Source organism: Lysinibacillus irui, from assembly GCF_028877475.1.
GTDB lineage: Bacteria > Bacillota > Bacilli > Bacillales_A > Planococcaceae > Lysinibacillus > Lysinibacillus irui.
On the sequence record NZ_CP113527.1, the window covers coordinates 856,460 to 882,069 of the forward strand.

General features: G+C 37.1%; 28 protein-coding genes. 21 read left to right on the forward strand and 7 right to left on the reverse strand.

What is annotated here, in order from left to right; translation table 11 throughout:
* The first annotated feature begins 167 nt into the window (after window positions 1-167).
* Window positions 168-1,091, forward strand: coding sequence for a cytochrome c oxidase assembly factor CtaG (gene ctaG / locus OU989_RS04025; RefSeq protein ID WP_274795833.1), 924 nt, complete (start codon window positions 168-170; stop codon window positions 1,089-1,091).
* A gap of 40 nt (window positions 1,092-1,131) precedes the next feature.
* Window positions 1,132-1,593, forward strand: a complete 462-nt coding sequence (locus OU989_RS04030; RefSeq protein ID WP_274795834.1) for a DUF420 domain-containing protein — start codon at window positions 1,132-1,134, stop codon at window positions 1,591-1,593.
* A gap of 15 nt (window positions 1,594-1,608) precedes the next feature.
* Here the strand turns inward: OU989_RS04030 and ytvI are convergent, their stop codons facing one another.
* Window positions 1,609-2,670, reverse strand: a complete 1,062-nt coding sequence (ytvI, locus tag OU989_RS04035; protein ID WP_274795835.1) for a sporulation integral membrane protein YtvI — start codon at window positions 2,668-2,670, stop codon at window positions 1,609-1,611.
* Window positions 2,671-2,815: 145 nt separating this feature from the next.
* Entirely contained in the window at window positions 2,816-3,217 is a 402-nt protein-coding gene (locus OU989_RS04040) for a YugN family protein (RefSeq protein WP_141903391.1), read from the reverse strand.
* A 147-nt stretch (window positions 3,218-3,364) separates the two neighbouring features.
* Between OU989_RS04040 and OU989_RS04045 the strand changes: the two genes are divergently transcribed.
* Window positions 3,365-4,522 (forward strand): CAP domain-containing protein, encoded by a 1,158-nt coding sequence (locus OU989_RS04045; protein ID WP_274795836.1) that lies wholly within the window; start codon window positions 3,365-3,367, stop codon window positions 4,520-4,522.
* 141 nt (window positions 4,523-4,663) lie between these two features.
* The gene (locus OU989_RS04050) at window positions 4,664-6,136 is read left to right on the forward strand and encodes a UDP-N-acetylmuramoyl-L-alanyl-D-glutamate--2,6-diaminopimelate ligase (protein ID WP_274795837.1); all 1,473 of its coding nucleotides are present in this window, start codon (window positions 4,664-4,666) and stop codon (window positions 6,134-6,136) included.
* On the opposite strand, the gene OU989_RS04055 is transcribed toward OU989_RS04050, so the two are convergent.
* Window positions 6,117-6,614, reverse strand: a complete 498-nt coding sequence (locus OU989_RS04055; protein ID WP_274795838.1) for a PaaI family thioesterase — start codon at window positions 6,612-6,614, stop codon at window positions 6,117-6,119. The genes OU989_RS04050 and OU989_RS04055 overlap by 20 nt on opposite strands.
* Before the next feature lie 90 nt (window positions 6,615-6,704).
* Here OU989_RS04055 and OU989_RS04060 point away from each other — a divergent pair, with 90 nt between their 5' ends.
* Window positions 6,705-7,151, forward strand: coding sequence for a YlbF/YmcA family competence regulator (locus OU989_RS04060; protein WP_274795840.1), 447 nt, complete (start codon window positions 6,705-6,707; stop codon window positions 7,149-7,151).
* Window positions 7,152-7,314: 163 nt separating this feature from the next.
* Here the strand turns inward: OU989_RS04060 and OU989_RS04065 are convergent, their stop codons facing one another.
* Window positions 7,315-8,220, reverse strand: a complete 906-nt coding sequence (locus OU989_RS04065; RefSeq protein WP_274795841.1) for a glycerophosphodiester phosphodiesterase family protein — start codon at window positions 8,218-8,220, stop codon at window positions 7,315-7,317.
* A gap of 397 nt (window positions 8,221-8,617) precedes the next feature.
* Here OU989_RS04065 and OU989_RS04070 point away from each other — a divergent pair, with 397 nt between their 5' ends.
* Entirely contained in the window at window positions 8,618-8,890 is a 273-nt protein-coding gene (locus OU989_RS04070) for a YlbG family protein (RefSeq protein ID WP_054611705.1), read from the forward strand.
* Between the two features lie 2 nt (window positions 8,891-8,892).
* Here the strand turns inward: OU989_RS04070 and OU989_RS04075 are convergent, their stop codons facing one another.
* On the reverse strand, window positions 8,893-9,282 hold the full coding sequence (locus tag OU989_RS04075) for a DUF7147 family protein (RefSeq protein ID WP_274795843.1): 390 nt from the start codon (window positions 9,280-9,282) through the stop codon (window positions 8,893-8,895).
* A gap of 55 nt (window positions 9,283-9,337) precedes the next feature.
* On the opposite strand from OU989_RS04075, the gene OU989_RS04080 reads away from it, so the two are divergent.
* From OU989_RS04080 to coaD, 3 genes are all read left to right on the forward strand, one after another.
* A complete protein-coding gene (locus OU989_RS04080) occupies window positions 9,338-10,756 on the forward strand; it encodes an RNA polymerase II (protein ID WP_274795844.1) in 1,419 nt (472 codons plus the stop codon).
* Window positions 10,757-10,831: 75 nt separating this feature from the next.
* On the forward strand, window positions 10,832-11,398 hold the full coding sequence (gene rsmD / locus OU989_RS04085; RefSeq protein ID WP_274795845.1) for a 16S rRNA (guanine(966)-N(2))-methyltransferase RsmD: 567 nt from the start codon (window positions 10,832-10,834) through the stop codon (window positions 11,396-11,398).
* Window position 11,399: 1 nt separating this feature from the next.
* On the forward strand, window positions 11,400-11,891 hold the full coding sequence (gene coaD, locus OU989_RS04090) for a pantetheine-phosphate adenylyltransferase (RefSeq protein WP_274795847.1): 492 nt from the start codon (window positions 11,400-11,402) through the stop codon (window positions 11,889-11,891).
* 57 nt (window positions 11,892-11,948) lie between these two features.
* On the opposite strand, the gene OU989_RS04095 is transcribed toward coaD, so the two are convergent.
* Window positions 11,949-12,848, reverse strand: coding sequence for a hypothetical protein (locus tag OU989_RS04095; protein WP_274795848.1), 900 nt, complete (start codon window positions 12,846-12,848; stop codon window positions 11,949-11,951).
* Between the two features lie 118 nt (window positions 12,849-12,966).
* Here OU989_RS04095 and OU989_RS04100 point away from each other — a divergent pair, with 118 nt between their 5' ends.
* On the forward strand, window positions 12,967-14,013 hold the full coding sequence (locus tag OU989_RS04100; protein WP_274795849.1) for a SepM family pheromone-processing serine protease: 1,047 nt from the start codon (window positions 12,967-12,969) through the stop codon (window positions 14,011-14,013).
* Window positions 14,014-14,095: 82 nt separating this feature from the next.
* Here OU989_RS04100 and OU989_RS04105 read toward each other — a convergent pair whose 3' ends face one another.
* A complete protein-coding gene (locus OU989_RS04105; RefSeq protein ID WP_274795850.1) occupies window positions 14,096-15,307 on the reverse strand; it encodes a nucleotidyltransferase in 1,212 nt (403 codons plus the stop codon).
* A gap of 166 nt (window positions 15,308-15,473) precedes the next feature.
* On the opposite strand from OU989_RS04105, the gene OU989_RS04110 reads away from it, so the two are divergent.
* The 11 genes from OU989_RS04110 to OU989_RS04160 all read left to right on the forward strand — a co-directional run bounded on the left by OU989_RS04110 (window position 15,474) and on the right by OU989_RS04160 (window position 25,553).
* Window positions 15,474-16,007 carry a YceD family protein gene (locus OU989_RS04110; RefSeq protein ID WP_274795851.1) on the forward strand — a complete coding sequence of 178 codons (534 nt, stop codon included), beginning with the start codon at window positions 15,474-15,476 and terminating at the stop codon, window positions 16,005-16,007.
* Window positions 16,008-16,031: 24 nt separating this feature from the next.
* The gene (rpmF, locus tag OU989_RS04115) at window positions 16,032-16,205 is read left to right on the forward strand and encodes a 50S ribosomal protein L32 (protein ID WP_004224819.1); all 174 of its coding nucleotides are present in this window, start codon (window positions 16,032-16,034) and stop codon (window positions 16,203-16,205) included.
* Between the two features lie 163 nt (window positions 16,206-16,368).
* Window positions 16,369-17,136, forward strand: coding sequence for an enoyl-CoA hydratase/isomerase family protein (locus tag OU989_RS04120; protein WP_274795852.1), 768 nt, complete (start codon window positions 16,369-16,371; stop codon window positions 17,134-17,136).
* A gap of 110 nt (window positions 17,137-17,246) precedes the next feature.
* Window positions 17,247-17,624: a transcriptional regulator gene (locus OU989_RS04125; RefSeq protein ID WP_274795853.1), complete on the forward strand. Its 378-nt coding sequence runs from the start codon at window positions 17,247-17,249 to the stop codon at window positions 17,622-17,624.
* 355 nt (window positions 17,625-17,979) lie between these two features.
* Window positions 17,980-18,882, forward strand: coding sequence for a ketopantoate reductase family protein (locus OU989_RS04130; RefSeq protein ID WP_274795854.1), 903 nt, complete (start codon window positions 17,980-17,982; stop codon window positions 18,880-18,882).
* A complete protein-coding gene (locus OU989_RS04135) occupies window positions 18,879-19,274 on the forward strand; it encodes a DUF3397 domain-containing protein (protein WP_274795856.1) in 396 nt (131 codons plus the stop codon). The genes OU989_RS04130 and OU989_RS04135 overlap by 4 nt, the downstream gene beginning before the upstream one ends.
* Before the next feature lie 374 nt (window positions 19,275-19,648).
* The gene (gene bshC / locus OU989_RS04140) at window positions 19,649-21,265 is read left to right on the forward strand and encodes a bacillithiol biosynthesis cysteine-adding enzyme BshC (protein WP_274795857.1); all 1,617 of its coding nucleotides are present in this window, start codon (window positions 19,649-19,651) and stop codon (window positions 21,263-21,265) included.
* Between the two features lie 253 nt (window positions 21,266-21,518).
* Window positions 21,519-21,950 (forward strand): division/cell wall cluster transcriptional repressor MraZ, encoded by a 432-nt coding sequence (gene mraZ, locus OU989_RS04145; protein ID WP_274795858.1) that lies wholly within the window; start codon window positions 21,519-21,521, stop codon window positions 21,948-21,950.
* A 61-nt stretch (window positions 21,951-22,011) separates the two neighbouring features.
* The gene (gene rsmH / locus OU989_RS04150) at window positions 22,012-22,962 is read left to right on the forward strand and encodes a 16S rRNA (cytosine(1402)-N(4))-methyltransferase RsmH (protein ID WP_274795859.1); all 951 of its coding nucleotides are present in this window, start codon (window positions 22,012-22,014) and stop codon (window positions 22,960-22,962) included.
* Window positions 22,963-23,334, forward strand: coding sequence for a cell division protein FtsL (ftsL, locus tag OU989_RS04155; RefSeq protein WP_274795860.1), 372 nt, complete (start codon window positions 22,963-22,965; stop codon window positions 23,332-23,334).
* Window positions 23,331-25,553: a penicillin-binding protein gene (locus OU989_RS04160; protein WP_274795861.1), complete on the forward strand. Its 2,223-nt coding sequence runs from the start codon at window positions 23,331-23,333 to the stop codon at window positions 25,551-25,553. Before ftsL ends, OU989_RS04160 begins: the two co-directional genes overlap by 4 nt.
* Window positions 25,554-25,610: the final 57 nt, after the last annotated feature.

Here is a 25,610-nt window from a genome sequence, read left to right on the forward strand (position 1 = left end):
GTTCGTCATATTGTACGAACGTGCTTTTCTTATTGTAGTGAAGTTATGTAGATTTCAAAAAGAGGCAAACACTGTTAAACTTAACATTTGTTCACCTTTCGTTCATTGCAGTATAGCTGTAAGCGTTTTATAATAGGAGTACTGAAGTTTAAAGGAGTGCGTTCTATATGCCACTTAGTATATTTGGTTTCCAAGCATTGTGGAGCCCATATTTAATAGGGGTTCTTGTTTTTATAACAATCATCTATTTTTTAGTCACAATAAAGTGGCGTAAGGATTTTAAAGTAAGTGAGCCTTTAAAAAAGGGTGAAGCCATTTACTTTGTGTTAGCCATGATTACTATTTATATTATCAAAGGTTCTCCAATTGATTTAATGGCTCATATTATGTTTACGATGCATATGGTGCAAATGGCTATATTATTATTACTTGTTCCCATCTTCCTAATTAAAGGGATCCCTTGGTGGGTTTGGAAAGTTGCTATTGAGGCACCAGTTGTTAGAACGTTGTTTAAAGTACTGACATTACCTGTTGTTGCAGTATTTGTGTTTATTGGTTTATTTTCCTTCTATCATTTACCTTCAATATTAGATTACATTAAATTAAATGAAACATTACATGGTACCTATACATTTGTATTATTTCTTTCTGCTGTTTTTATGTACTGGCCTTTAATTCAAAATATGCCTAATAGAGCTCATATGAAGCCATTACATAAATTAGCCTATATTATTGCCAATGCCGTGTTAATTACACCTGCTTGTGGATTAATTATTTTCGCTCCTAATGCAATGTATGAAACATATACAAATGGTGAAGCATGGTTAAAAGCAATGGAGCTTTGTGTACCAGCCTCTACGTTATCAGGCTTATCTTTATCAGGACCAGAGCTATTTACAGACATGAAGCCTGTTGCAGACCAGCAATTAGGTGGCGTGTTAATGAAAATCTTACAAGAACTTATTTTTGGTGTATTAATTGGTACAATCTTTACAAGATGGTATCGTTCTGAACAAAAGGATCCAGATAAAATTACTGCTGACGCATTAGCTGCACACCAAAAAAAATGGGAAAGCCAACAGCAGCATTAATTTTAAAATAGAAATTTACTATGTATAAGGAGTTTTGACAATGGAATTGCAAATTTTGCCTACTATAAGTACATCATTTATCGTGATTAGTGCTGTACTCGTAGCGATAGGTTGGGGCTTAATTATAAAAAGAAATGTAGAAGGACATAAAAAAGTAATGCTTGCTGCAGGTGTAGCTGCACTTATTTTCTTTATTATTTATGCTTCACGAACAGTGTTTATAGGTAATACTGCTTTTGGTGGTGGTGAACATTTAAAACCATATTATACGTTTTTCTTGATTTTCCACATTATCCTGGCAACATCCGGAGCCGTATTTGGTATTGTTAGTATTATTTCAGGTTTAAAAACAAATCTCAAATTGCATAGAAGAATTGGACCAATCACAAGTATTATTTGGTTCTTTGTTGCGATTACAGGTGTCCTTGTTTATTTACTATTATATGTTTTATTTGAACCTGGTGAAACGACTTCAGTTATTAAAGCCATTTTAGGATTTTAAAGAAAATCTCCCTCCTTATTTTTGTACAGGAGGGAGATTTTTTGTAGTAGGCTGAAATAAAGAAAGTACCACGACAAAAAGTAATGGTCCAATTAAAATGCCAAGAAAACCAAAAATTTTAAACCCAATAAACATGGCAATAAAAGTATTTAAAGATGAAAGTCCAATCTTATCGCCAATAATCTTTGGTTCAATCATTCTTCGTACTAAAAATTGTCCCACGGTTAATAACGTTAAGATCCCAGCATAAAGATAATCACCAGCAAACGCCTGGTAAATAGCCCAAGGGACTAATAAGAGAAATGAATCGAGAAAAGGGATAAAGTCTAACACAACAAGCAAACAAGCTAACAGTATCGGAAATGGTGTTTTTAAAAAGTAAAATGCTGCGAATGATATAGCAAAAATACTAAGGCCGACTAGGAATTGAGCTTTTAGAAATCCAAATAGGGCTAATTTTACACGTTGTCCAATGAAAATTATTTTTTGATGATAATGAAAAGGAACGGGCATTAATAATTTCCGATTAATGCTAGGCAAATCTAAAAGTAGCATGTACAAGACAATCCAGTAAACAAAAATATCAAATAAACGAGTGGGAATATATGTTAGTAATGTTGACCAGACATTAATGTTTGTTAAGGATAGGGCGAATTTTTCAATAGAAGCCAAAGCTTTTGCAATCATAAATTGGATTTGTAAAACTAATTCTACAGGTAAATGATAAGTGTAGTTACTGAGTTTAGATTGCATTTGTATCCATAAAGCAGATAATTGATTAAGGTACTCAGGAATATCCATGATAAATGAAGAAAATTGTTTCCAACTTATAAAGAGAAGGAGACTACATAATAATAAAGTTATAGTTAAAAAAAATAAAAAGAAAATGAAAACAACGATTTTACGTTTTTTTCGAAACCGTTTACTCATTCGAACAATAATAGGCTCTAAAAGTAAAGCGGTTAAGTAGGCAAGTAAGATTGGTAATGATATTGAAATGAACCAGAGAATAAAAATGCCCATTGCAATAACAATAATGGGATGACGAAAAAAAGGACGGTTAAAAAACGATAACATATTCTCACCTACATCATGTAAAAGATATAGGTAGTATGAGAAGAAAAAATAATTTTACTCAAATAAAAAAAGACTGGACCACCAGTCTTTTCACATCGATGAAGCTATCTACGCTATACTTGCTATCACTTTAAAACTCTAAAGATTAGCGTGCGTTTACAGGTTCAAAGTTATTTTTATTTGTAGGCTCGATTGAGAATTGATCTAATTCTAATTTAACCTTTTTTAAGATTTCTTCACATTTTTTAACAAGATGTGCTGGATAAACTTCGTCATCCCCATATTCTACACCATGTGGATAATAATATTTACCAAGAGCTGGTTTCATTAACGTAAGGATGGCATCATGTGCGCCTACATCACCAGAAATGGCATATGCGAATACGCGTAGGTAATAGCGACCTTCACGAGTATCGAAACGTTTATCGAATGTCATACGCTCGTAATCCCAACCGCCATCACATTCTAAACCATGTTTTTTCATAATGCTGACAATTAGCTCTTGATCAGCTGTTAAATTTTCAAGGTTAGTATTTTCAAAATACATGTATAGTCCTCCTTTAGGTTCTCGTACAAAGTATACGCTCATTTTTATAATAGAGCATATTTGACATTGTTGCAATGACAACATTGTGTCAACCCAATTACAATTGATATAATAACTTACAATAATGGTGATGAAAAGGAGTCCTTTATGAAAGCTTTATTACGCATTTTAATGCTTTGTGGTGCAATTGCAATAATCGGCTTTATGTTCTTTAATACCCCCAAGGAAAATGAGCCACTAGAAGGGCCAAATACCAATTCAAATATCATACCCCAAACAAAGCTAAAGCAGGAGGCCGCTGTAGGTGCAATGACACGTCCACAAACGGGCATATCAACATTGATAGGAAAAGACACACAAACTGTGTTGGAGCAGTACGGGGAACCAGCAAGAAAAGAACCATCCTCTTTTGGCTATCAATGGTGGGTCTACAATGATGATGTCTCTACGTTTTTTATGGTTGGTGTTGAAAAAAATGTGGTGAAGCAAGTTTACATAGCAGGACAAAATATCGATGCATTTCCTTTTAAAGTTGGTCAGAAACGCGATGAAATATACCGCATGACAATTATTGACTATGAGGTAGCAGCTACTGTTGGTGACAATATTTTCATCTTCTCCATGAGTGAAGAGGATATGCAAACTAGGCTACTTGTTAAATTTGATGGTCTTTATGCACAGCTTTATATAGATCGGGAGACAAGTGAATTGCAGGGAATACGTTATACAGACAGTGAAACACTTGTCCTTCATCAGCCCTATGAAATGAGCTATCAAGGGGAACTAGTTAGACGGACACCGCCTTCCTCTTTTTTGCAACAAGAAATCGATGTGGCTAGTGCCAAACAGCTTGATGATTTATTAAATGTGACGAGAGTCCATCATGATTTACCACCTTTAGAAATGGATAACTCGTTAGAAGAAGTGGCAAGAAAGCATAGTGAAGATATGAAGGTACAAAACTTCTTAGCACATGAGTCCCCAACATATGGTGACTTAAAAAAGAGATTACAAGCTAATAATATCGAGTATAGTGATGCCAATGAAAATCTTGCCACCGCTTATTTTGATGCAATAGAAGCGATGCACGGTTGGACAAACTCTCCTGAGCATAGGAAGGTACTTTTAAATGATAGATTCACACGCGTTGGTTCAGGCGCTTTTGTGGATTATTATACACAAATTTATCTAGAGCCGGCTTCTTCGCAAAAGATGGATAGTAAAGAAAAAGATAGTGAAGGGCAAACAAATGAAGAGCCTGTTAGTGAAGATTCTATAGAAAAAACTGATCAATTATCACCATAATAGAAGAAACCCCCTTATGAAGACAAGCTTTGATTAACCGAGTTTGTCTTCATTTTTTATTCCCTCTTTAGGCTTCTGCATTTTTCGTCACACCGTTACAAAAGCCGTCATATGATAGAGAACCGAAGGGGGGAATGAGGTTTGCAATTAGCTGAGTTATTAAAAGACTGGCCATGTAGTGTGACAGGAGGATCTATTCGAACAGAAATAACAGGTGTAGAGGATTACGCTCAGGCAGTACAACCTGGTGACATTTTTATTGTACGAAAGGGTAAAAAAACGTCGGGTAGTCGTTTTGTTAAAGAAGCATTGGCACGAGGTGCTGCTGCCATTGTGTCTGAAGAAAGTATTTCTTTACCCATTATAGATAAAGAAATTCCTTTTGTATGGGTTCCTAATACCGCATTATTTTTATCGTATGCAAGTGCCAAACTTGCTGCTTTTCCAGCAGAGGCTTTAACAGTTATTGCGATAACAGGAACAAACGGAAAAACAACAGTGAGTCATTTTGTAAGTCAGCTTTTAAACGCTCTACATAAAAAAACAGCAGTTATTGGTACAGTTGGTTTTTTCATCAATGGTGAGAAGCAACAAACAGCTTACGAACAATTAACAACATTGCAAGCAAAAGAGTTACATCCGATTCTAAAGCAATGTGTACGAAAAGGTGTGACACATGTTGTACTAGAAGCCTCTTCAATGGGTTTACAACAACATCGACTTGATCATTGTGATATTGATTGTGGTGTATTTTTAAATTTATCAGATGATCATTTAGAAGATCATGGAGGGTTAGAAGCCTATAAACGTGCGAAAAAGAGATTAGCGGATTTATCCAAAAAGCTAGTGTTAAATGGAGATGATAATTTTTGCCGTTCCGTTGGTATCTATGATAAGAAAAAATCTTGCTCATTTGGCTTTGATAATCACAATGATTTACATATACAAATTGTCAGTGAATCAGCTGGAAAAACTGTACTTTGTCTACAAACTACCGCGAGTGAGCATATTGTTGAAATCCCTTTTGTCGGAAAATATCATGTACAAAATACGATAGCAGCCTTAATGGCAGTATGGCGTATAGGGGTCCCTATGGAAGATATTGTAGAGCATATGTGGTCTTTAAAGCTACCAGAAGGAAGGCTTGAGAAAATTGATAATCCGTTAGGTATTGAGGTATATGTAGATTATGCCCATACTGCTGAAGCCTTACAAGCTGTATTACAAACCTTTGATCGTTCCAAAACCATTTACCTAGTCTTTAGTTGTGGAGGAAATCGCGATAAGGCGAAACGATTTGCTATGGGTGCAGTGGCGAGTAAATATGCTGATGTAATCTATTTAACAACAGATAACCCACGTGATGAAGATCCAATTGTTATTAATGAAAGTATAATTGCTGGTTTTACAGAGCAACAATACTACGAAATTTATCTAGATCGAAAACTTGCTATTCATCAAGCTTTAGCAAAGGCGAAAAAGGGCGATATTGTCCTTGTTGCCGGAAAAGGGCATGAACAAACACAGCAAATTAAAAATCAAAAATTCCCTTTTTCCGACCAACAATGTATCAAAGACTATTTTTCAAATCTAATTACAGACGACGCTGAATAACAAAGAAAGAGCCCGTAGCTATGGCAAGCTTGCGCCCCGTCTCATCCTCTATATCACATTCCATGACAAGCGTTTGACGTCCTTTATGGACAAAACGACCACGTGCAATCAATTCTTTGTTCTTCGTTGTGGCGATATAGGAGACATTCATATTTGTAGTAACTACATTATATCCCTCTGGTACAGAGCGTGAAGCAAGTCCACCCATAGCTGCATCTGCAATCGTTGCAATAATGCCGCCGTGTGGTACCTTAATCGTATTATGGATGACAGGAGTAATAGGGATACGGACCTCGCTCACTTCAGGCTCAAATTTTCCTACCATATGTAGAGCAGCATTAATATAACGACGATGAATGCCTTGTTGTTTATCACGTAATCCATTTAAAAGATGGAATAAAACTTCCTCATCTTCCTCAGTACTTTCTTGTAAAATTGCGCCAAGTAATTGTTCAATTTGTCCTTTAGCTGTTGACATCAATTGGAAAACCTCTTTCATTAAAAATATCATTAATGTAAAATTACCATAAAATCTGTTATGATGGGAAAGAGATTGGGGGAATTAAAAATGATGATGACCTCTGACTGGGTAATCATTTTAGATGAGGCCGAAGAGCTTTGTAAGATGATTCTTTCCTCAGAACCAGCGATCGCGCTACAACAAGCGTATGATGCAGTATATAGTGATACGCAAATTGTAGAGGCTATTTATGCATTTAATCGCATGAAAGAGCAGTACGAAGATGTACAACGTTTCGGAAAATATCATCCGGACTACCATACAATCATGAAGTCAATTCGCCAACAAAAGAGGGCACTTGACTTAAATGAGAAAGTTTCAGCCTTAAAAATTGCTGAAAACGATTTTCAGGATTTACTGGATGAGATTAGCCTTTTAATAGGAAAAACAGTCTCTGAAGCGGTAAAAGTTCCTGTAAGTAATCCATTCTTTGCCTCTGGTTCATCTTGCGGAGGAGGATGTGGCTCGGGTGGTTCTTGCTCTTGCTCAGCGTAATGTAAGATGTGTATAAAACACATCTCTTCTAGACTGTAAACAACTCGAAGGTACTTGCAGAGTTGTTTACAGTTTTTTTTCATTATGTAGTGAAAGTAATTTCGGGAGCTTTCAAAAATAAAGGGAAGGACTTGCTAATGTCCTTCCCTTTCTATTGTTTATATCAAGCTTGCTTTTGTAATAACTCTACAGCAATATCAGGGCGATCAGTAATAATGCCTTGTGCTCCATTATTGATCAATTTGTTCATTGTGTCTATGTCATTGATCGTCCAATAGTGAACAGGTATATTCAGGTTATTTAAAAACTGAATAAATTTAGGCGAATCTAAGGCAATAACCCCTGATTTAGGTGGGATTTGAAATACATCTACTTTTGGATGATATAAATGTCCAAATTGACTTGAGAAGGAAGCGAATGCTTTTCTTACATCCGATTCACCTGCACCAAGTGCTACCTGATTTTGAGCATATAAATTGAAGCGATCTATTTGTTCACCGTAAAAACTTGTTACCACGACACGATGTTCAGCGCCAAGTTCTTCAATTAAACGCCAAAGTTTTGAAGGCATTAGACTTCCTTCATACGTATCAGGAGCATCTTTTATATCGATATTGATTAGCATGTTTGGATAACTTTCTAATAGCTCTCGTAACGTTACTACATTTAATTTATCCTCTCTATATGGAAAAGCTCCATCTAGATCTTCAAACTGGTAGCCATGGTTTAAGGCGTTAAGTTCTGCCAATGTCATATCAGCAACGAGACCATAACCATCTGTAGTACGTTCAACTGTTTCATCGTGGAAAACAATAATTTCCTCATCTTTCGTTAGGCGGATATCGATTTCAAAGCCATCAACACCTAGCTGCGCAGCTTTTTCAAAAGCCATCATTGTATGTTCGGGTGCTAAATGAGCTCCGCCACGATGTGCAAGTATTACAGGGCGATCAAATTGTAATGCTTGTTTGCTTTCTCGTTGCTGCGGTTTAGAAATCGCTTTACTACCTGCCCACGCCGCTGCACTTGCTGCTGCAATGGCAAGCGCAATTTTTGTTTTCTTACCCATATTCGTCCTCCTTAACAATTATCGTCATATAAAAAGTATAGTGATTTCATTTTTCATTGATTGTAAGTGCTCAACGTTGGAGAGCTACCAAAACTAGAAACTAGTATAAGTGAATAAGGTGATTTTTTCATGCTGATTTTTGCCGTCATCATATAAAATAATTGTTATGGAGATTAAGTGTTAAAACGTTCCATTATCGAGGCGTTAGCAGCATTTATTATTCCTTTTAATGTAGCAACCATTCATTCATCAAAAACACCTGATTCATAATTCTGCCAAGTTCAATGTTTATGCTTTTCCATTATAACGGAAAATTGAGCGTTCTGTCAGCTAAACTCTGTTGCTATCATTTTCTGGTCTATGGTATTCTTTTAGGTAAGAAATGAGGGAATCCAATATGAACGAACGACAAGGGCTAATCGTTTACGTCCATCAATTAAAACATGCGAAGTCTCTTCGGAAATATGGTCATGTTCTTTATATTTCTAGAAGGCAAAAGTACGTAGTGCTTTACTGTGATCGTGAGGATATTGACATGATGACAACAAAACTACAACGCCTCCCATTTGTGAAAGACGTTGTAGAGTCTTATCGTCCATTTGTGAAAACTGAATATGAAAATGCAAAACCAGATAAAGCAAAGGAATACGACTATAAAGTAGGTCTATAATATTAAGTTAATGCAGGTATATAGTTATTTAGTCTTAATATGCCGATTAAGTATTGATAAAATAGTTTTGATTCCGAAAATATAGATGAGTGCTTTATTTCTACAACAACTGCTTTTCGATCGAGTTGTTCTATTTGTGCTTCAAACATTTTTTGTCGCTTTGTTGGTTGTTCCTCATTATATGGGATGCCTTCTCGACAAATATATATAGGCATGAATTTACTTTCACCGACTGGTTTCAGGGCGACAGCTAAAGAAATTACCTTCTTATCTTCTTTTGTAGAAGTTAGTATAAAGGCTTGATGAAAACGTTCCTGATTGGTTTTAATAATTTCGAGTAGCTCGTAAACATCACCATAGCCTTCACCTAATTCTATAAATTGTTGTGGCATAATAATTGCACATCCTTTCCATTATCATAGTATCATGCTGCGGGAGGTCAAGCACATGAAATTTGCATTAAGCTTTTTTTCTATTTTAGCACTAATTATTACAGGAACGTTATTTTTCCAATATCATGCTTATTCTTCTGATCTAGAAACTGGCATAGGTGATTTTCATTACTCACAGGAAATAGAAATTGTTTATCGTGAAAATAGCTTGGATATTCGTCACCATTTTAAAAATCTGCCGAATCAAAAGGTGAAGATTAAATGGCCAGAAAAAGCAACGAATGCTAGTTGCTTTATCGAAAATGAAAAAAGCTGTGAACGTTTATCAGATGAAGTTTCTTATTTTGCAAAAGGAGAAACAAAATCACAATCTGTGTCATACATAATTCCCATTGAGGGTGGCTTAAAAAATAAGATGCTCCTTCAAAATGTTTTTGCTACACTAATGAATGGTGAAGCATCTTATTCAATTGTATCTATTTCGACGGACAGTAAAGTGAATGGACAATGGATTACAGGTCTATCATTAGTTGGTCAACAACAATTAGTTCATGTCAATTATACAATGTTTAGAGGAGATGGAACGGTTCAAGATCTTTATTGGCAAGCAGGTAAGCTTAAAGTACAAGAGCAATCCCCTGTATTATCGATCTATGCCCAGCAGGCCATTCCGAATGATTTCCTAAAATCATTCGAAAATTTACAGTTTTTAAATGATGAACATATTGCCATTATTCAAGAAAAAAGTCCAGTAGTAGCTCATGATGAGAGATTGTTATTTTTACCAACGCTTACTGCACAAGCTGTTGAACAGGAAGTGATTTTGTCACAAATTAAATCTCAATTTAAATTTGTGGATTCTCCAGAATGGTTACCTGAAGTTGTGGCATCCTACTTATTAAACGACCAAATTGGCGGAGAAAGAACGAAGAAAATTATCACGAACTTAAATGAATATATGACGGATAATCAACAACAAGCTTGGCAGGAAACGCTGAAAAAACTAGGGGATGAATCGATTTCACCGGATACATTGGACAAGTATTTATCGCAAGTATTAGATGCTAAGACATCCTATTTTACATTAAACGCGCAGCAAAAAAATGGAATATATCCACTTTTATTTGAGGATGCACGAGATGTGTATGTCAATGATGTGTTGAAGGAAGACGTACGTGTTATTCGCTATGAAGGGCAAACGTTGTATACTGCAGATACATTATTACCTGAGCTTGGTTACTCAGCTGAGGAAGGGCAGAATGGTTATTATGTAAATAGTGAGCATCGTACATTCCGCTTCCCTAAAGAGCCAGGATTCTATGTCTTCAATCAACGAAGATATTCGACTATTTCTGAACCAATTATTAAGATTGCTGATCATTATTATGTAGAAGAGGCTTGGTTACAACGTTTATTCTTGGTAGAATTACAAAAGAAAGATGAGCGAATTCAAGTATTAGCACAAGAACAATAATAACTTTTGCAGCGGAGGGCCACTCTTTCGCTGCAAAAATACTTTATATGGATGAAAGTACGGTGATATGCTGTTATGAGAGTTGTAGCAGGAGAACGCAAAGGAATGCCGTTAAAAGCAATAGCTGGAAATACGACAAGACCTACAACAGACAAAGTAAAGGAATCGATTTTTAATATTATCGGTCCGTTTTTTGACGGAGGGATTGCACTTGATTTGTTTGCCGGAAGTGGAGGCTTGGGTATTGAATCATTAAGCCGAGGGGCGGAGCGTGCTATTTTTATTGAAAAAGACGCCAAAGCATTCCAGGTGCTACAAGAAAATATAAAAAAATGTCGCTATGAAGAGGATACAGAGCTCTTTCGAATTGATGCAAAGCGTGCTGTGAAAGCGCTATTAAAACGTGATATTACCTTTAAATTAGTCTTTTTAGATCCTCCTTATCATCAACAGGAATATTATGATTTAGTACAGATTCTTGTTGACAACGATAAAGTTCAACGAAATGGTATTATTTTATGTGAACATGCAAAAGAGGTACAATTACCTCAGCATTTTGGGGAGTTTGTTTTAACAAGACAAGAAACATATGGCGGAACTATCATTTCGGTTTATCGCTGTAAAGAGGAAGAGGGAGAATAAGTTGTCTGAGAAAATTGCTGTAGTTCCTGGGAGTTTTGACCCTGTCACATTCGGCCATCTAGATATTATCAAGCGTGCGGCAGATGTGTTTGACATTGTATATGTAGCAGTATTAAACAATTCAGCGAAGAATCCGTTGTTTTCCGTAGAGGAACGTATGGCTTTAATGGCTGAAGTTACAAAAACATTACCAAATGTTCGTATAGAAAGTTCTTCGGGCCTTCTTATTGACTATGCCAAGGAAAAAAAGGCGAAAGCAATTGTTCGTGGTTTACGAGCAGTTTCAGATTTTGAATATGAAATGCAAATTACTTCTATGAACCGTTTCCTAGATGAAACCATTGAAACATTTTTTATTATGACGAAGAATCAATATTCCTTCCTAAGTTCTAGTATAGTAAAAGAAGTTGCGAAATACGGTAGTGATGTTAGTGAACTAGTTCCAACATGTGTCGTACAAGCTTTAAAAGAAAAGTATAATTTTGATAAATAATATTGAGAGGATGTCAAAAAAAATGACATCCTCTTTTTTCTTTAGTGAAAGCTATCGTTATTTCAGAAAAAATAGAGCATAAATAGTTGGCACAATGATTATGCTAAGGAGGCGGAATTTTATATAAGGTCTTACAGATAGTTTTGCTGATTTTGCGATAACAAAGATTTGTAAGTGAATACTGATACTTTGCATGGTTAATAAAATCACCACTAATAAAGTGATATACGGAAAGTCTGGAAAGGCAGTAACCGTCATTTTAAGGCCATTTGTCACCTCGAGGATAGCTGCAATAGAAAGTTCGACCGTATAAGGTAGTTTTGGTATTAGCTGATCTAAGCCCTCCTGTACGATGGTCTGAATCGTTGTAAAAAAGATGATGGTTGTACCAACTAACAGAATTGTTGGAGCGGTTTCTTTAATACTTTCTGAAAAAGGAGCACTATAGAGTGGTGTGTTTTGTACGGATATACTAGGTGGATCCGTTTTGCGAAATAAGTAATAGCCTGTTACTAAGCAACAAATATTAAAAGTATGTAGTAAACATAAAAACAACCATCCAAACGTATTACTGTTTAGTAAATCAAGGCTTACAAAACCTAGAACGAACAATGGACTTGGTGCATGACAAACAGCAAGTAAAAAATTTGCTTCTTTTGTGTGTAATTGACCACTATTTTTTAAATATACAATGGTTGTCGCGCCTGTTGGATAGCCACCAAGTGCACTAATAATGTAGGCTTGTACGTATAAAGAGGCTCTTTTTGTTTTTGTTCGCATAGGAGCCGTTAAACGCAGAAGCCATTGTGTTAACACGAGATATGGCAGTAAATATGGAAAAAGTGCTTCCATGAAAAGATTTAAGCCTAAATCAGTACCACTATGAGCGGTTTGTGGGAATAACAAGAGTAAGAGAATGAGAATTACGCAGAGCGCTATTTGAATTGTAGCAAACATGTTATCAACTCGTTTCAACTTTTTGTCATTCACATAGGCAAATGCTAAAATCAATATATGTGAGAATGGCAAAAACATGAACGTATGGTTTTGCAAGCGTCCTAGGAGGTGTTTAGTAGTGAAGAAAAAAATTGGAATTTATGCAGTGTTGTTAGTCGTGATTTGTTTTTTGATGTTATACCGACTAGACGCGTATATTATGAAACCTGGAAGTGCCTATGATGTCAGTAAATTTGTAACTGTCGATAGCAAAGAGGCAGATAGTTTGGGATCATTAAGTTTAATGACTGTCGCGATGCAGCAAGCCACACCGTTTTCGTATTTATGGGCAAAAGTTCAAAAATATCAAAAACTAATGGATATGGAGCAAGTACGAAACCCTTTAGAAGATGATGAGGAATATAATATTCGACAGTTAAAATTAATGTCTGATTCTCAGTTTAATGCGAAATATGTAGCTTTCCAAAGGGCTGGGTTAGAGACAAAGGTGCATTTTAATGGCGTATTTATATTAAATGTGTTAGATGGCGGAGCATCGGACGGTATTTTAAAAGCTGGGGATGAAATTATCGAGGTTGACGGTCAAAAAATAACGAGCCAGCAAATGCTTGTTGACCTTTTAAAGCCTAAGCAGCTTGGAGATAAGGTAACAATTCAATTTAAACGTAATGAAGAACGCAAACAGGAGACCATTACGTTGCAGGAAATCCCTAATACGCAAGAACATAGAGCAGGTTTAGGGATATCTTATACAGAAAGCAAATCTATCGAAACAATTCCGAAAGTAACGATGAAAACGGAGGATATCGGAGGGCCTTCAGCTGGTTTGATGTTTACGCTTGAAATATTGGATCAGCTTCTTGATGAAGATTTAACGAAAGGCTACGCAATTGCTGGTACTGGTGAAATGCTAATAGACGGTTCTGTAGGTAGAATTGGCGGAATTGATTATAAGGTTATTGCAGCTGATCGAGATGGCATGGAAATCTTCTTTGCGCCAGATGATGAAATTTCTAAAGAAATGAAGGCGAAATATCCAGAGCTAGAATCTAATTATGCAACTGCTGTAAAAACGGCAAAAGAAATCAAAACCAAAATGAAAATTGTTCCAGTGAAAACGGTAGATGATGCCATCGACTATTTAAAGCAGCTACAGCCAAAATAAAATCTAAACCCGAACTATTTCGAAACGAAAGCTTCACAGAATAGTTCGGGTGTTTTTTTGATGTAAAAATCTTTTGGAATAGTTAACAACGGATAGGCGGTGTTTGATAGTCCTTAGGTAGGGGGCGATCCTTTGTTCCTTGTTCGATACTCAAATTGTATAGCTCAGCAGCATGAATATCGATAGCTAACATCGCATCATTGGTAGCTGCTACTCGGCTAATTAAAGGTAACTCAATATCCTTTTTGTGCTTACCTATATAAGCTTGTCCTTTAGAACTCATGCCTAGTAATCGAATAAAGGTTGGCTGTTCAAAACTTTGAAGCTGTTCTTTTGTAAAGCCAGTATAAATATGTGTGATCATACGTTGAAGACGAGTCCATGTATAACGTTTGGATTTTACTTTTTCCATAAAGCTATTGAAAGAATTGCTGGTCTTGGCTGCCTTCACTATGGCATTTTCAATACCTTCTGTTACTTCTGCATAACGAGTGAGTTCTGAAGGTGTATGTCTTATTATAGTGAACTGCAATAATGGCCAAAATCTTTCCCAGCTTGCAAAATGGTTATATTTATTATACCAATCAGCTAAAAAGTCAAAAGTGGACTCTGGGACAACATTTTGCACACTCTGTAAAGAACTTGTGGACGCAAGAGCTTTACGTATACCCGTTGCACTGGCGATCGATGAATCTTCCTTTAAAACATCATGATAGCCTGCTGCGATGCGAGGAATTGTTAGTGGTTTAATATGGCTCCCAAGTGACTTGGCTGCTTCAAGATAATGAAAGCCCAGAATATTATTTGGTTGAGCAAGATCGATGTATGGAGCAGGGAACTTCTGAGAAAGCTGTTCATAGGCATAATGTAGACTTTTAGGATAGCTTGCACCTGTTTTAAGGCTTTCTTTAATAAGTATGTCATATTCTGAACGGTTGTGGTCAATCAGCTCAAAAGTGTTCAAAAACGGTTGAATAGAACCATTCTCACTACCAAAGGCAAACGACTCACAGCCAACAGCGCTTAATAAAGAAATAGCGCCTTTTGCAAAATCGGAGGCAGGTGCTGTACTATAGACATAAGGAAGCTCGATCACTATATCCACACCGCCAGCAAGGGCCATTTTAGTACGTGTCCATTTATCAACCATGGCAGGTTCTCCACGTTGTAAAAATGTTCCGCTCATCACTGCAATGACGATATCCGCCTGTGCTACTTTTTTAGCCTGTTTTAAATGATAAGCATGTCCATTGTGAAAAGGATTATATTCAACAACAATTCCAACCGCTTGCATGCTTTTCCCCCTTATAATTTGTGTCTTTATTTAAAACTGTAGGAGCAAATACACTTCTCATAGTATATAATTATAGGTGGGTTTTAAAGTGGTGACAAGAAATTATCTTGACATCTATTTTTACACATTATATAATCAACAGTGTTGTCTCGAGGTGATTAAACGAATGAAATGGTCAATTCATCAATTATCTAAATACCGCCAAAACGGGATGCCAATCGATGCCTTTGTCCAGCTGGATGAAGTGATGGAGCGAAACCAGGATATTCGAGCAATTTCGCCCGTTCATGTAAAAGGGCTATGTACTTTTGGTGCATCGCAAATGACATGTCAGTTAACTGTGACAGCGACGTTAACACTTCCATGTGCTCGCACGTGGGAGGATGTTGAGTTTCCTATCGAAGTTGAGACAGTTGAAATTTTTAGCTGGATTGACGAAGATAAGCGAGGAGACGATGACGGAGACATTCACTATATTGACGGTGAAGTCATCGACATGAAACCAGTTCTTGAGGAATTAATTTTACTTGAGGTACCAATGCAAGTGTTCAAAGAAAATTCTGAAGGACAAATGCATGGTGGTAAAAATTGGTCTTATGCAACAGATGAAGACGTAGAGCTACACAAAAAAGCTGATGAACAAAAAGTGGATCCAAGACTAGCTGCTTTAGCTAAGTATTTTGATCAAACAGACGAATAGACGATCTGTAAGGAGGTGCCATCAATGGCTGTACCATTTAGAAGAACTTCTAAAACTGCAAAAAGAAAGCGTCGTACGCATTTCAAATTATCTGTACCTGGTATGGTAACTTGCCCTAACTGTGGTGAGGCTAAATTATCACACCGTGTTTGCAAAGCTTGCGGACAATACAAAGGTAAAGAAGTAGTTAGCAAATAATACAGTGTTTGCTCACTTAAAAGGCTAGTAGAGAGACCATGGCTCTTTACTAGCCTTTTTGTTGGCTTAAAAAGACGGAATATTTTGTTGATTATGAAGTTCTTTACAATAGTAAAATAATTGTATGATACAATTTATTCATTGAAACAAAGGGGGGAACAATATGTCTTATAAAATTGATAATGCTGATGGCATTATGACGTTTACAATTAATCGTGAAGAGAAGCGGAATGCGGTTAATGATGAGGTTATGGATGGTCTTCAAGAAGTCATTACATATATTCGTCAGCATGAAGATGTCCGATTTTTAGTAGTGACAGGTGCTGGTGATAAATCATTTTGTTCTGGTGGGGATTTATCAGAGTTTCATTCGTTAGAAACAGAAGATGAGGCATTTGGTATGTTAAGTAAGATGGGGAAAATATTATATGAACTTGCAACACTGCCGGTGCCGACTATTGCTCTTATAAATGGTACTGCTGTTGGAGGTGGTTGTGAGATTGCTACAGCCTGTGATTTTCGTCTAGTGGCAAGTCATGCGAAGTGTGGCTTTATTCAAGGGACCTTAGCGATTACAAGTGGTTGGGGTGGTGGTACATACTTATTTGAGCGGGGATTACGCCATGATCGTGCGATGAAGATGCTTGTAGATGCAAAGCCATATCCCGCACAGCTATTATATGAGATAGGGTGGGCTATGCGTGTTTTTGAAGGCTCGAAAGAAGAAGCGTTGGATGATTTTATTGAACATATGCGTAAAATCCATCCTTCTGTTCATAAGGCGTATAAAGAAATTGAACTTCGGAAGTGGCGTGAATGCAATATGTATGAGCGTGTAATGGAGGAAGTTCGGACATGTGCAAAGTTGTGGGAAAGTGACGCGCACCACCAAGCAGTTAATAATTTCTTGACAAAGAATAATAATAAGTAATGTATAGAGGCAGTGATAAGAGGAAATCAAGATCACTGTCTTTTTTCATGCAATGATTCTATTTTGCTCGTTACTGCATATAGTAGTAAAAAATGCGAGGGTGATAGATTATGGAATTGAAAAAAAGAAAAGATCAATGGACAAAGGAAGACGATGAAAGACTAGCAGAGATTGTCTTGCATAATGTGCAAAATGGTAAAACGCAGCTAGAAGCCTTTGAAATGGCGGCTGCAGAACTAGGTCGTACAAAACAAGCATGTGGTTTCCGCTGGAATAAAACATTACGTGGTCAATATAGTCAGTCGCTATTAGCTGTGCGAAATCAGCCGCAACAATCTATGCGAAGTCACTTGAAATTGGCATTGACAAGTTTTGACGAATTAACTGAGGCTTATCAAACGCTTGAAATGAAGCATCGTGAATTGCAAAATGAGCATGAGAAATTGGTGAAATGGCTACAGCAAGGCTATTCATTGATGAAAGATTAAAGTGACAGGTGTGAGGCATTTTTAAACAATGAAATTCATTGCTTTTCTGGAGGTAAAACCCTTTCTGTATATCGTCAACAATCAAACAATCCTGTATAATAAAAGAACCAATATTTAAGGTGCCTTAGATCTAATCTAGGGCACCTTATTCTTATCGTTTTATTTTGGCTTTGGAAATTTCTTTTGTCCGAAAGAGGAGCACTTGTAGCGTTCAATCACCATGTCCTGAGTGGATGACGATGCCTGATTTAATGGTTCTGAAATCTCAGGGTAGTGAAAGACATAGTTTAGTTAACCGTTATCATAAGAAGTGACTCAGAGGACAGTACACATTGAGATAGAAAGGGTGTAAAAAATGAAAGTGGCCATAATAGGTGCCGGAGCAGTTGGTCAATTAACAGCAAGTTTTTTAGCTGAGTCGGGTACATCGGTATCATTGGTTGTGAGAAGACAGGAGCAGGTTAATGAGCTAAATACTAAAAAGTTGACACGTATCAACGTGGACGGAACTAAAACTGTGCAAAATATTGTTTCTACAACAAATTTGACTTCTCTTCCAATGCAAGATTTACTAGTGATTGCTGTAAAATATAGTCATTTGCAACAGCTCTATAAACAATTAGCTTTATTACCAAGTGATATGCCGTTATTATTTATGCAAAATGGATTAGCGCATTTTGAGGAAGTGTTAAACTTACCACAAAAAAACATTGCCTTTTGCTCTGTGTCCTTTGGTGCTCAAAGGGTAGATCAAACAACGGTTTGTCATAGAGGAGTAGGACTGTGTAAAATTGCTGTAGAACGAGGGAAACAACACACCTTTGAGAAGTTACTTCAATTACATTGTTCTTTGTTTCCTGTTGAAATGGTTAGTAATGCGGAGCAAATGCTTTTTGACAAAGCCATACTTAATAGTTTGATTAATCCTTTAACTGCTGTACTACAATTAAACAACGGGGAGTTAGTAACAAATAAACAAGCGTTTTTACTGATGGAAAATATTTATCAAGAGCTTACTGAAGCGTTTGAAAACATGGAACACTCCATATCTTTTGGTGATGTGGTAGACTTATGTAGGAAAACAGCCGAAAATACATCATCTATGCTGGCGGATCGCCTGCAGGGTAGAAAAAGTGAAATTGAAACAATAGTTGGCGTCATTTTAAACAAAGCATTGGCAAAGGGTCATCATTTGCCAACTTTGCGTACTTTATATCACCAAGTACTTGCACTAGAGGAGAGCGGTGAAAGAAGTTGAAAGACCTTTTACATATCGTGATTAGTATCATTATTTTTTGTCCAATAGTTCTTTTTGTTATTGTTTATCTCGTAGGTAGAAAAATTAAAATTCGTGGCACACATGCTTTTGGAGCAGCCTCTGATGTTACGACATTGTGTTTGTTTTTTTCGGTCCCCTTAGCTATTGGGGTGTTGTGGCGTGTGAATGTAGGAGCACTTTTAGTGATTCTTGCACTAATGATGGCTATGATTTTTACATATATTGATTGGCGAACGAAAAAGGAACTAGAAGTGATGCCGTTATTAAAGAAGATTTGGCGTTTTTTGTTTTTAATACTTAGTACAGCATACGTAGTCATTTGTATCGTAGGCGTTATTCAATCCATTATAGAATATTTACATGTAGTCTAAGCATTTTCTTTTCATGTTGAAGCTATAAGCGTTAAAATAGTAGCATTGAAAATAGTTATTAAAAAATCATTTTGTATGAATGGGAATATTCATTGCATTTATACACCTTAGTGCTAGAAGCATAGTATTGGGTGAAAACATTAAATTTAATTTTTTTGTATGTTTTTGTACCGAATGAACAGGAATGGGTACCCTTCTTAGAGGGAGCTTTTAAGATACTCGTCCTCTGGCATAAGGTGTATCCACATTATGTTGCCTAAAGTATTTTTCGAGCAAGTTCGGAAAAACCGAATTGGGATTATGTGCATAGTATGAATGGAATAATTTCTCGTTCCAAGTAAGAATGATTTAGTGAGTAGAGGAGTTTATGATAAATGAAACTGGAGTCTATCCAAGTACCTATAAAAAATCATGTGCTAGCAGATTACTGGTCGCCAAATACTGCTATTCATCAGTTTTTTGAATATGATTATAATGATCAAGCTTTTGAGGATCGAGCGAAGCATTTAGCCCAACATGCCCGTGATCAAAAAGAATTAACAGCTATCATCCGACAATTTATGGAGCCGTTTGGGCTATCCCAAAAAGCGAACGAACACTTAGAACAACTAGAGCAAGGAGCTATGGTAGTAGTTGGTGGACAACAAGCAGGTATCTTAACTGGCCCTCTTTACTCCGTTCATAAAGCTATTTCAGTGATAGCATTAGCCAAAGAGCAAAGTGTAAAGCTGCAACAGCCTGTTATCCCTGTTTTTTGGATAGCCGGAGAAGATCATGATTTAGAAGAAATTAATCACACGTATACAGTTCATGGAGAACTACTGAAAAAGCGTGCATACAGTGAGCGATCTAGACGTAAGACGATGGCGTCTGCAACAACGTTAAACAAAGAAGCGATGACACAATTGATTAACACAATTGTTCGAGATATTGGTGAAACGGAGTTTACGGAAGCGCTAATTAAACAATTGGTGGACGCATTAAATGATAGTGAAACATTTACGGATTTCTTTGTTTGTTTAATGAATCAACTGTTCAAAGAAGAAGGCTTGTTGTTAATTGATGCTGCTGACTTCCAATTCCGCCAATTTGAAAGTAAATATTTTGCACAAATTATTCAAAACAATGAAGAAATTGCTAGAGTAGTAACCGAAAAGGAAGAAGAGCTTGAGCAAGCAGGCTACGGGAAGCCTATTTTGGCAACAGCTGAAGCAGCCAATTTATTCTATGTGGAGGATGGAGAACGTCATCTTTTAGAACGGAAAAATGAGCTGTTTGTTAATTTAGCAGCGAACATCAAGTTTTCACAAGAAGAGCTACTAGATATTGCAGAAAAGCACCCTGAACGTTTAAGTAATAACGTAGTGACTCGTCCTTTGATGCAGGAGATGGCACTGCCTGTCCTAGCGTTTGTTGGAGGACCTGGTGAATTGGCCTATTGGGCTACACTGAAAAATGCATTCAAGGTATTAGATCTACAAATGCCAATTTTTGCACCACGTCTTCATATCACAATTGTTACAAGACATGTAGAACAGTTGTTACGTGAGCATCAACTAACGGTTTCAGACGTTTGGGAAGGAAAGGCATTGCAATTGAAAGAACGCTTTATTGCAGATGTTCAGGATAGTGAAGCGAAGCGTCAAATTCATGACATGCAGCAATTATTAACTGAAAAGTATGAGGAGCTAGCATCCTACTTAGAGAAACAACAATTGCATTTAGATAAAATCCTTGAGAAAAATCAAGAAAATCATGCGAAGCAATTTGATTACCTACAGCAAAAAATTGAACAAACTGTACTAAGTAAGCATGAAACGACTATTCGTAAATTCACGACATTGCAAAATGAGTTGTACCCAAATGATGGTTTCCAAGAGAGAACCTATAATCCATACCAATATTTCAATGAGTTTGGACCTATGTTAATAACTGAAATGCTAAAGCAAAATTATAGCATCGGTAAACACCACTATTTACTTTATTTATAAACGTAATATCAGGTGCTTTTTACCTAAGTGATTATTTGATATCATGTGGATATGATGAATGATGTCTGAAAAAGTAGTATTTAAAGAGCTATCCTACTATGGGTAGCTCTTTTTTTATGTCCTTTAGCATATGTCGGATAATTCCCTAAAGGTCTAATTGCATATTAAGCGATAAAATGTCAAGTTTTTTTTAAAAAAAGTGGAGGAAAGTGGGGGGATGTGGTACATTATTTAATAAAGTGGGGTGAGTAGTATGTTCATGGGAGAATATCAACACTCCGTTGATGCGAAAGGGCGATTAATCGTACCGGCAAAATTTCGTGACGCTTTAGGCGAAACGTTTGTTGTTACAAGAGGTCTCGATAACTGTCTATTTGGCTATCCTATGAATGAATGGCGAAAACTCGAAGAAAAATTAAAAGGTTTACCAATGACCAAAAAAGATACACGTGCATTTGCAAGGTTTTTCTTTTCTGGAGCAACAGAGGTAGAAATAGACAAGCAGGGGCGCATCAATATCCCAACAACACTTATGCAACATGCACATCTTGTCAAGGAGTGTGTGGTGTTAGGCGTTTCAAATCGAATTGAGATTTGGGCTAAAGATGCTTGGGAAGATTACTTTAGTGAGTCTGAACAATCTTTTAATGAAATTGCAGAAAATATGATTGGCTTTGATTTTTAACTTTGATAGGTATTACAACGCAAATGTTGTATGAGGTTAAGGCCTGAAAGGAGCGTGTGGTATGTTCGATCATACAACCGTGTTATTAAAAGAAACTGTTGATGGGTTGAACATCGATCCTGATGGTGTATATGTGGACTGTACGCTAGGCGGTGCAGGACACAGTGAATATTTAGTACAACAATTATCAGATAAAGGCCGTTTAATTTGCTTTGACCAGGATATGACGGCTATTGAAAATGCGAAGGTTCGATTAGCGCCCTATATTGAGCGTGTGACATTTATTCATTCGAATTTCCGTTATTTAAAAGAGGAGCTATTGGCTCATGGTATCGATCAAGTTGACGGTATTTTATATGACTTAGGCGTATCTTCTCCACAATTAGATACACCTGAGCGAGGCTTTAGCTATCACCATGATGCACCACTCGATATGCGTATGGACCAAACGGCAACACTTACAGCATTTGATGTTGTCAATCAATGGGCATACGAAGATCTCGTACGGATATTTTTCCGATATGGGGAAGAAAAATTTTCGAAGCAAGTGGCTCGTAAAATTGAGGAGGCCCGTAAACTAGCACCGATTGAAACTACTGGTCAACTAGTCGAGCTGATTAAAGAGGGTATTCCAGCAGCGGCACGCCGAAAAGGTGGACATCCAGCAAAGCGCATTTTCCAAGCAATACGAATTGCTGTAAATGATGAGCTAGGCGCAGCAGAGGATTCATTAGTCGATGCGATTGATATGATTAACGTAGGGGGGCGCATTAGTGTCATTACGTTCCATTCATTGGAGGACCGCCTATGTAAGACAATCTTTAAGGAAGCGTCATCATTACCGGAATTACCACCAAATTTACCTGTAATTCCTGATGACATGAAACCTACTTTAAAGCTTATTACACGAAAGCCAATCATTCCTTCAGAAGAGGAATTGGCAGTAAATAATCGTGCGCGTTCAGCGAAGCTTAGAGTGGTGGAAAAAATTAACGACAAAGGGCGTGAGTAAATGGCAGCAGTTCGTGTAAGGCAACAGCACCAACATCAACAAGTGCAACAACCGATAACACCACCTAGTCCACAACCCACTATCATACGTCGTAAAAAAACGAACCAGAAGTTTGAAAAAACAATGCTACTAGTTTTAGTTGGCATTATCGCTGTATTAGGAGTGCTAGTATTAAATAACCAAGCAGCTATTCAAACAACAAGTATGGACATTCAAAAGATCGAATCAGAAGCAGAAGAGATTGCGAAACAGAATGTTGACTTAACGGTTCGTGTAAGTGAACTTTCTACATACGAAAATATCTGGAAAAAAGCAAAAGAACTCGGTTTAACTCAAAATGAGAAAAATGTAAAGGTAGTGCCGGGAGAATGAAAAAAAAGAGATTTCGATTCCAATGGGGAGCCTTTCTATTATTAATTTTTTATGGAGGGCTCTTTTTTGTATTATTCACAAGAATGGTAACAATTCAAGCGACAGGAGAAGTAGAAGGACAAGAGCTTGCAGCGAGAGCAGCAGCAAAGTATGGTAAGGAAAGTGTTATTACAGCAAATCGTGGGAAAATTTATGATCAAAGTGGTCAAGTAATTGCGGAAGATACGTTAAGCTATCGCTTGGTTGCTATCGTAAATGAAGCGGCAACCACAGACCCAAAGAAACCAAGACATGTTGTTGATGCTGAAAAAACAGCAAAGGTTTTAGCTAAATATATTCCAGCAATGAAAGAGGAAGAGGTTGTTAAGAAACTAAACAATCGCTATCGAAGTGATGGAAAACCTTTATATCAAGTGGAGTTTGGAAGCGCAGGCCGCGGCATTAGTCACGAGGTTATGAGTAAAATACAGAAAGAAAAACTACCGGGAATTCTATTTGTTAGTGACCTAAAACGTTATTATCCAAATGGAGTGTTTGCCTCACATTTAATAGGCTATGCACTGAAAAAGGATAATAAAGATGGCACGGTGACAACAAAGGGAGAAATGGGACTAGAATATACTTACGATAAAGAACTAACTGGCGTTAATGGCAAGGTTGAATATGAGACGGATGCTTTCCGTTACTTACTACCAAATAGCGAGAAAATGATTACGCCAGCTAAAAATGGGGATGACATCTATTTAACACTCGATAAAACGATCCAAAGCTTTTTAGAAGAGGCGATGACGAAGGTAGAACAGGAGTATAATCCTGAGTCCATGACCGCGGTAGTAGCAGATCCTAAAACTGGGAAAATTTTAGCGATGTCACAGCGTCCCACATTTAACCCAGAAACACGTGAAAGTCAAAATATGAAGTGGCTAAATGAGGTAATTGAAGAAACGATTGAGCCAGGTTCCACGATGAAAACATTCACGCTCGCCTCAGCTATTGATACAAATACATGGGCACCGAATGCTCCCTACCAATCAGGTTCATATACTATACTCGACCGTACTATTCGTGACCATAATCAAGTTGGGTGGGGGACAATTTCTTATTTAGAGGGATTCCAGCGTTCATCGAATACGGCCATGGCCAATTTATTAAAATTAATTGGCGATGAGGTTTTCATTGAATATTTAGATCGCTTTGGCTTCGGTCATAAAACAGGCATTGATTTGCCAAACGAAGCAACGGGGACAATTTTATCTAAATATCCAATTCAACGCGTAACAACAACGTACGGACAAGGTTCAACAGTCACGCCAATTCAGCTTATTCAAGCAATGACGGCTATTGCGAATGATGGTAAGATGATGCAGCCGTATGTTATCGACCGTATCGTAGATTCTTCAACAGGAAAGGTTATTCAAAATCATGAACCTGTTGAAAAAGGACAACCAATTAAAGCTGATACGGCAAAACAAGTACGAGAAATTCTTGCCTCCACATTAACATCAAAATATGGGACAGCAAAGGATTTTATTCTAGAGGATTACGAAGTTGCTGGGAAGACAGGGACAGCGCAAATTCCTCGAGCAGATGGCTCTTATTCATGGGGTGCTAACCAATTCCTATATTCATTTTTAGGAATGGCTCCTGTTGATGATCCACAGTTAATCATGTACGTTTCAGTGAAAAAACCTAAGTTAAACAATGAGCTTGGCTCAGTACCAGTGTCTAAAGTCTTTAATCCAGTTATGTTAAATAGCTTAAAGCACCTTAACATCAATCCAGATGATATTCAGCATGTGGATAAAGTTGGTATCCAAGATTATACTGGCCAAAGTGCTGAAGCACTTGAAGTAGAGTTAGCGAATGATGGATTACAACCAATCGTTGTGGGTGATGGTGGTAAAGTTATAGATCAATATCCAAAAGATACAAAGAAACTTGTAAAAGGTAGTTTTGTATTTTTAAAGACGGATGGTGATATAACATTGCCAGACTTCACAAATTGGTCCTTACGAAATTTACTTGTTTTTAAATCCATGACAGGGCTAGAGATGGAGATTTTCGGTGAAGGTTTTGTAGCAAGTCAAAGCGTATCAGCTGGAACTGTCATCACAGATAGTTCGCCGATCGTTGTGAAGCTTAAAACACCTGCAGAAAGCTTCGTTCAAGACGTTGAAGCTGCCTCCGAGGGTGAAGTTGAAGAAGTAGATGATGAATAACATTGAATAGAAGTCCACTTTATTTCATACGTTGTAAAAAACAAGGTGTGATGTCGA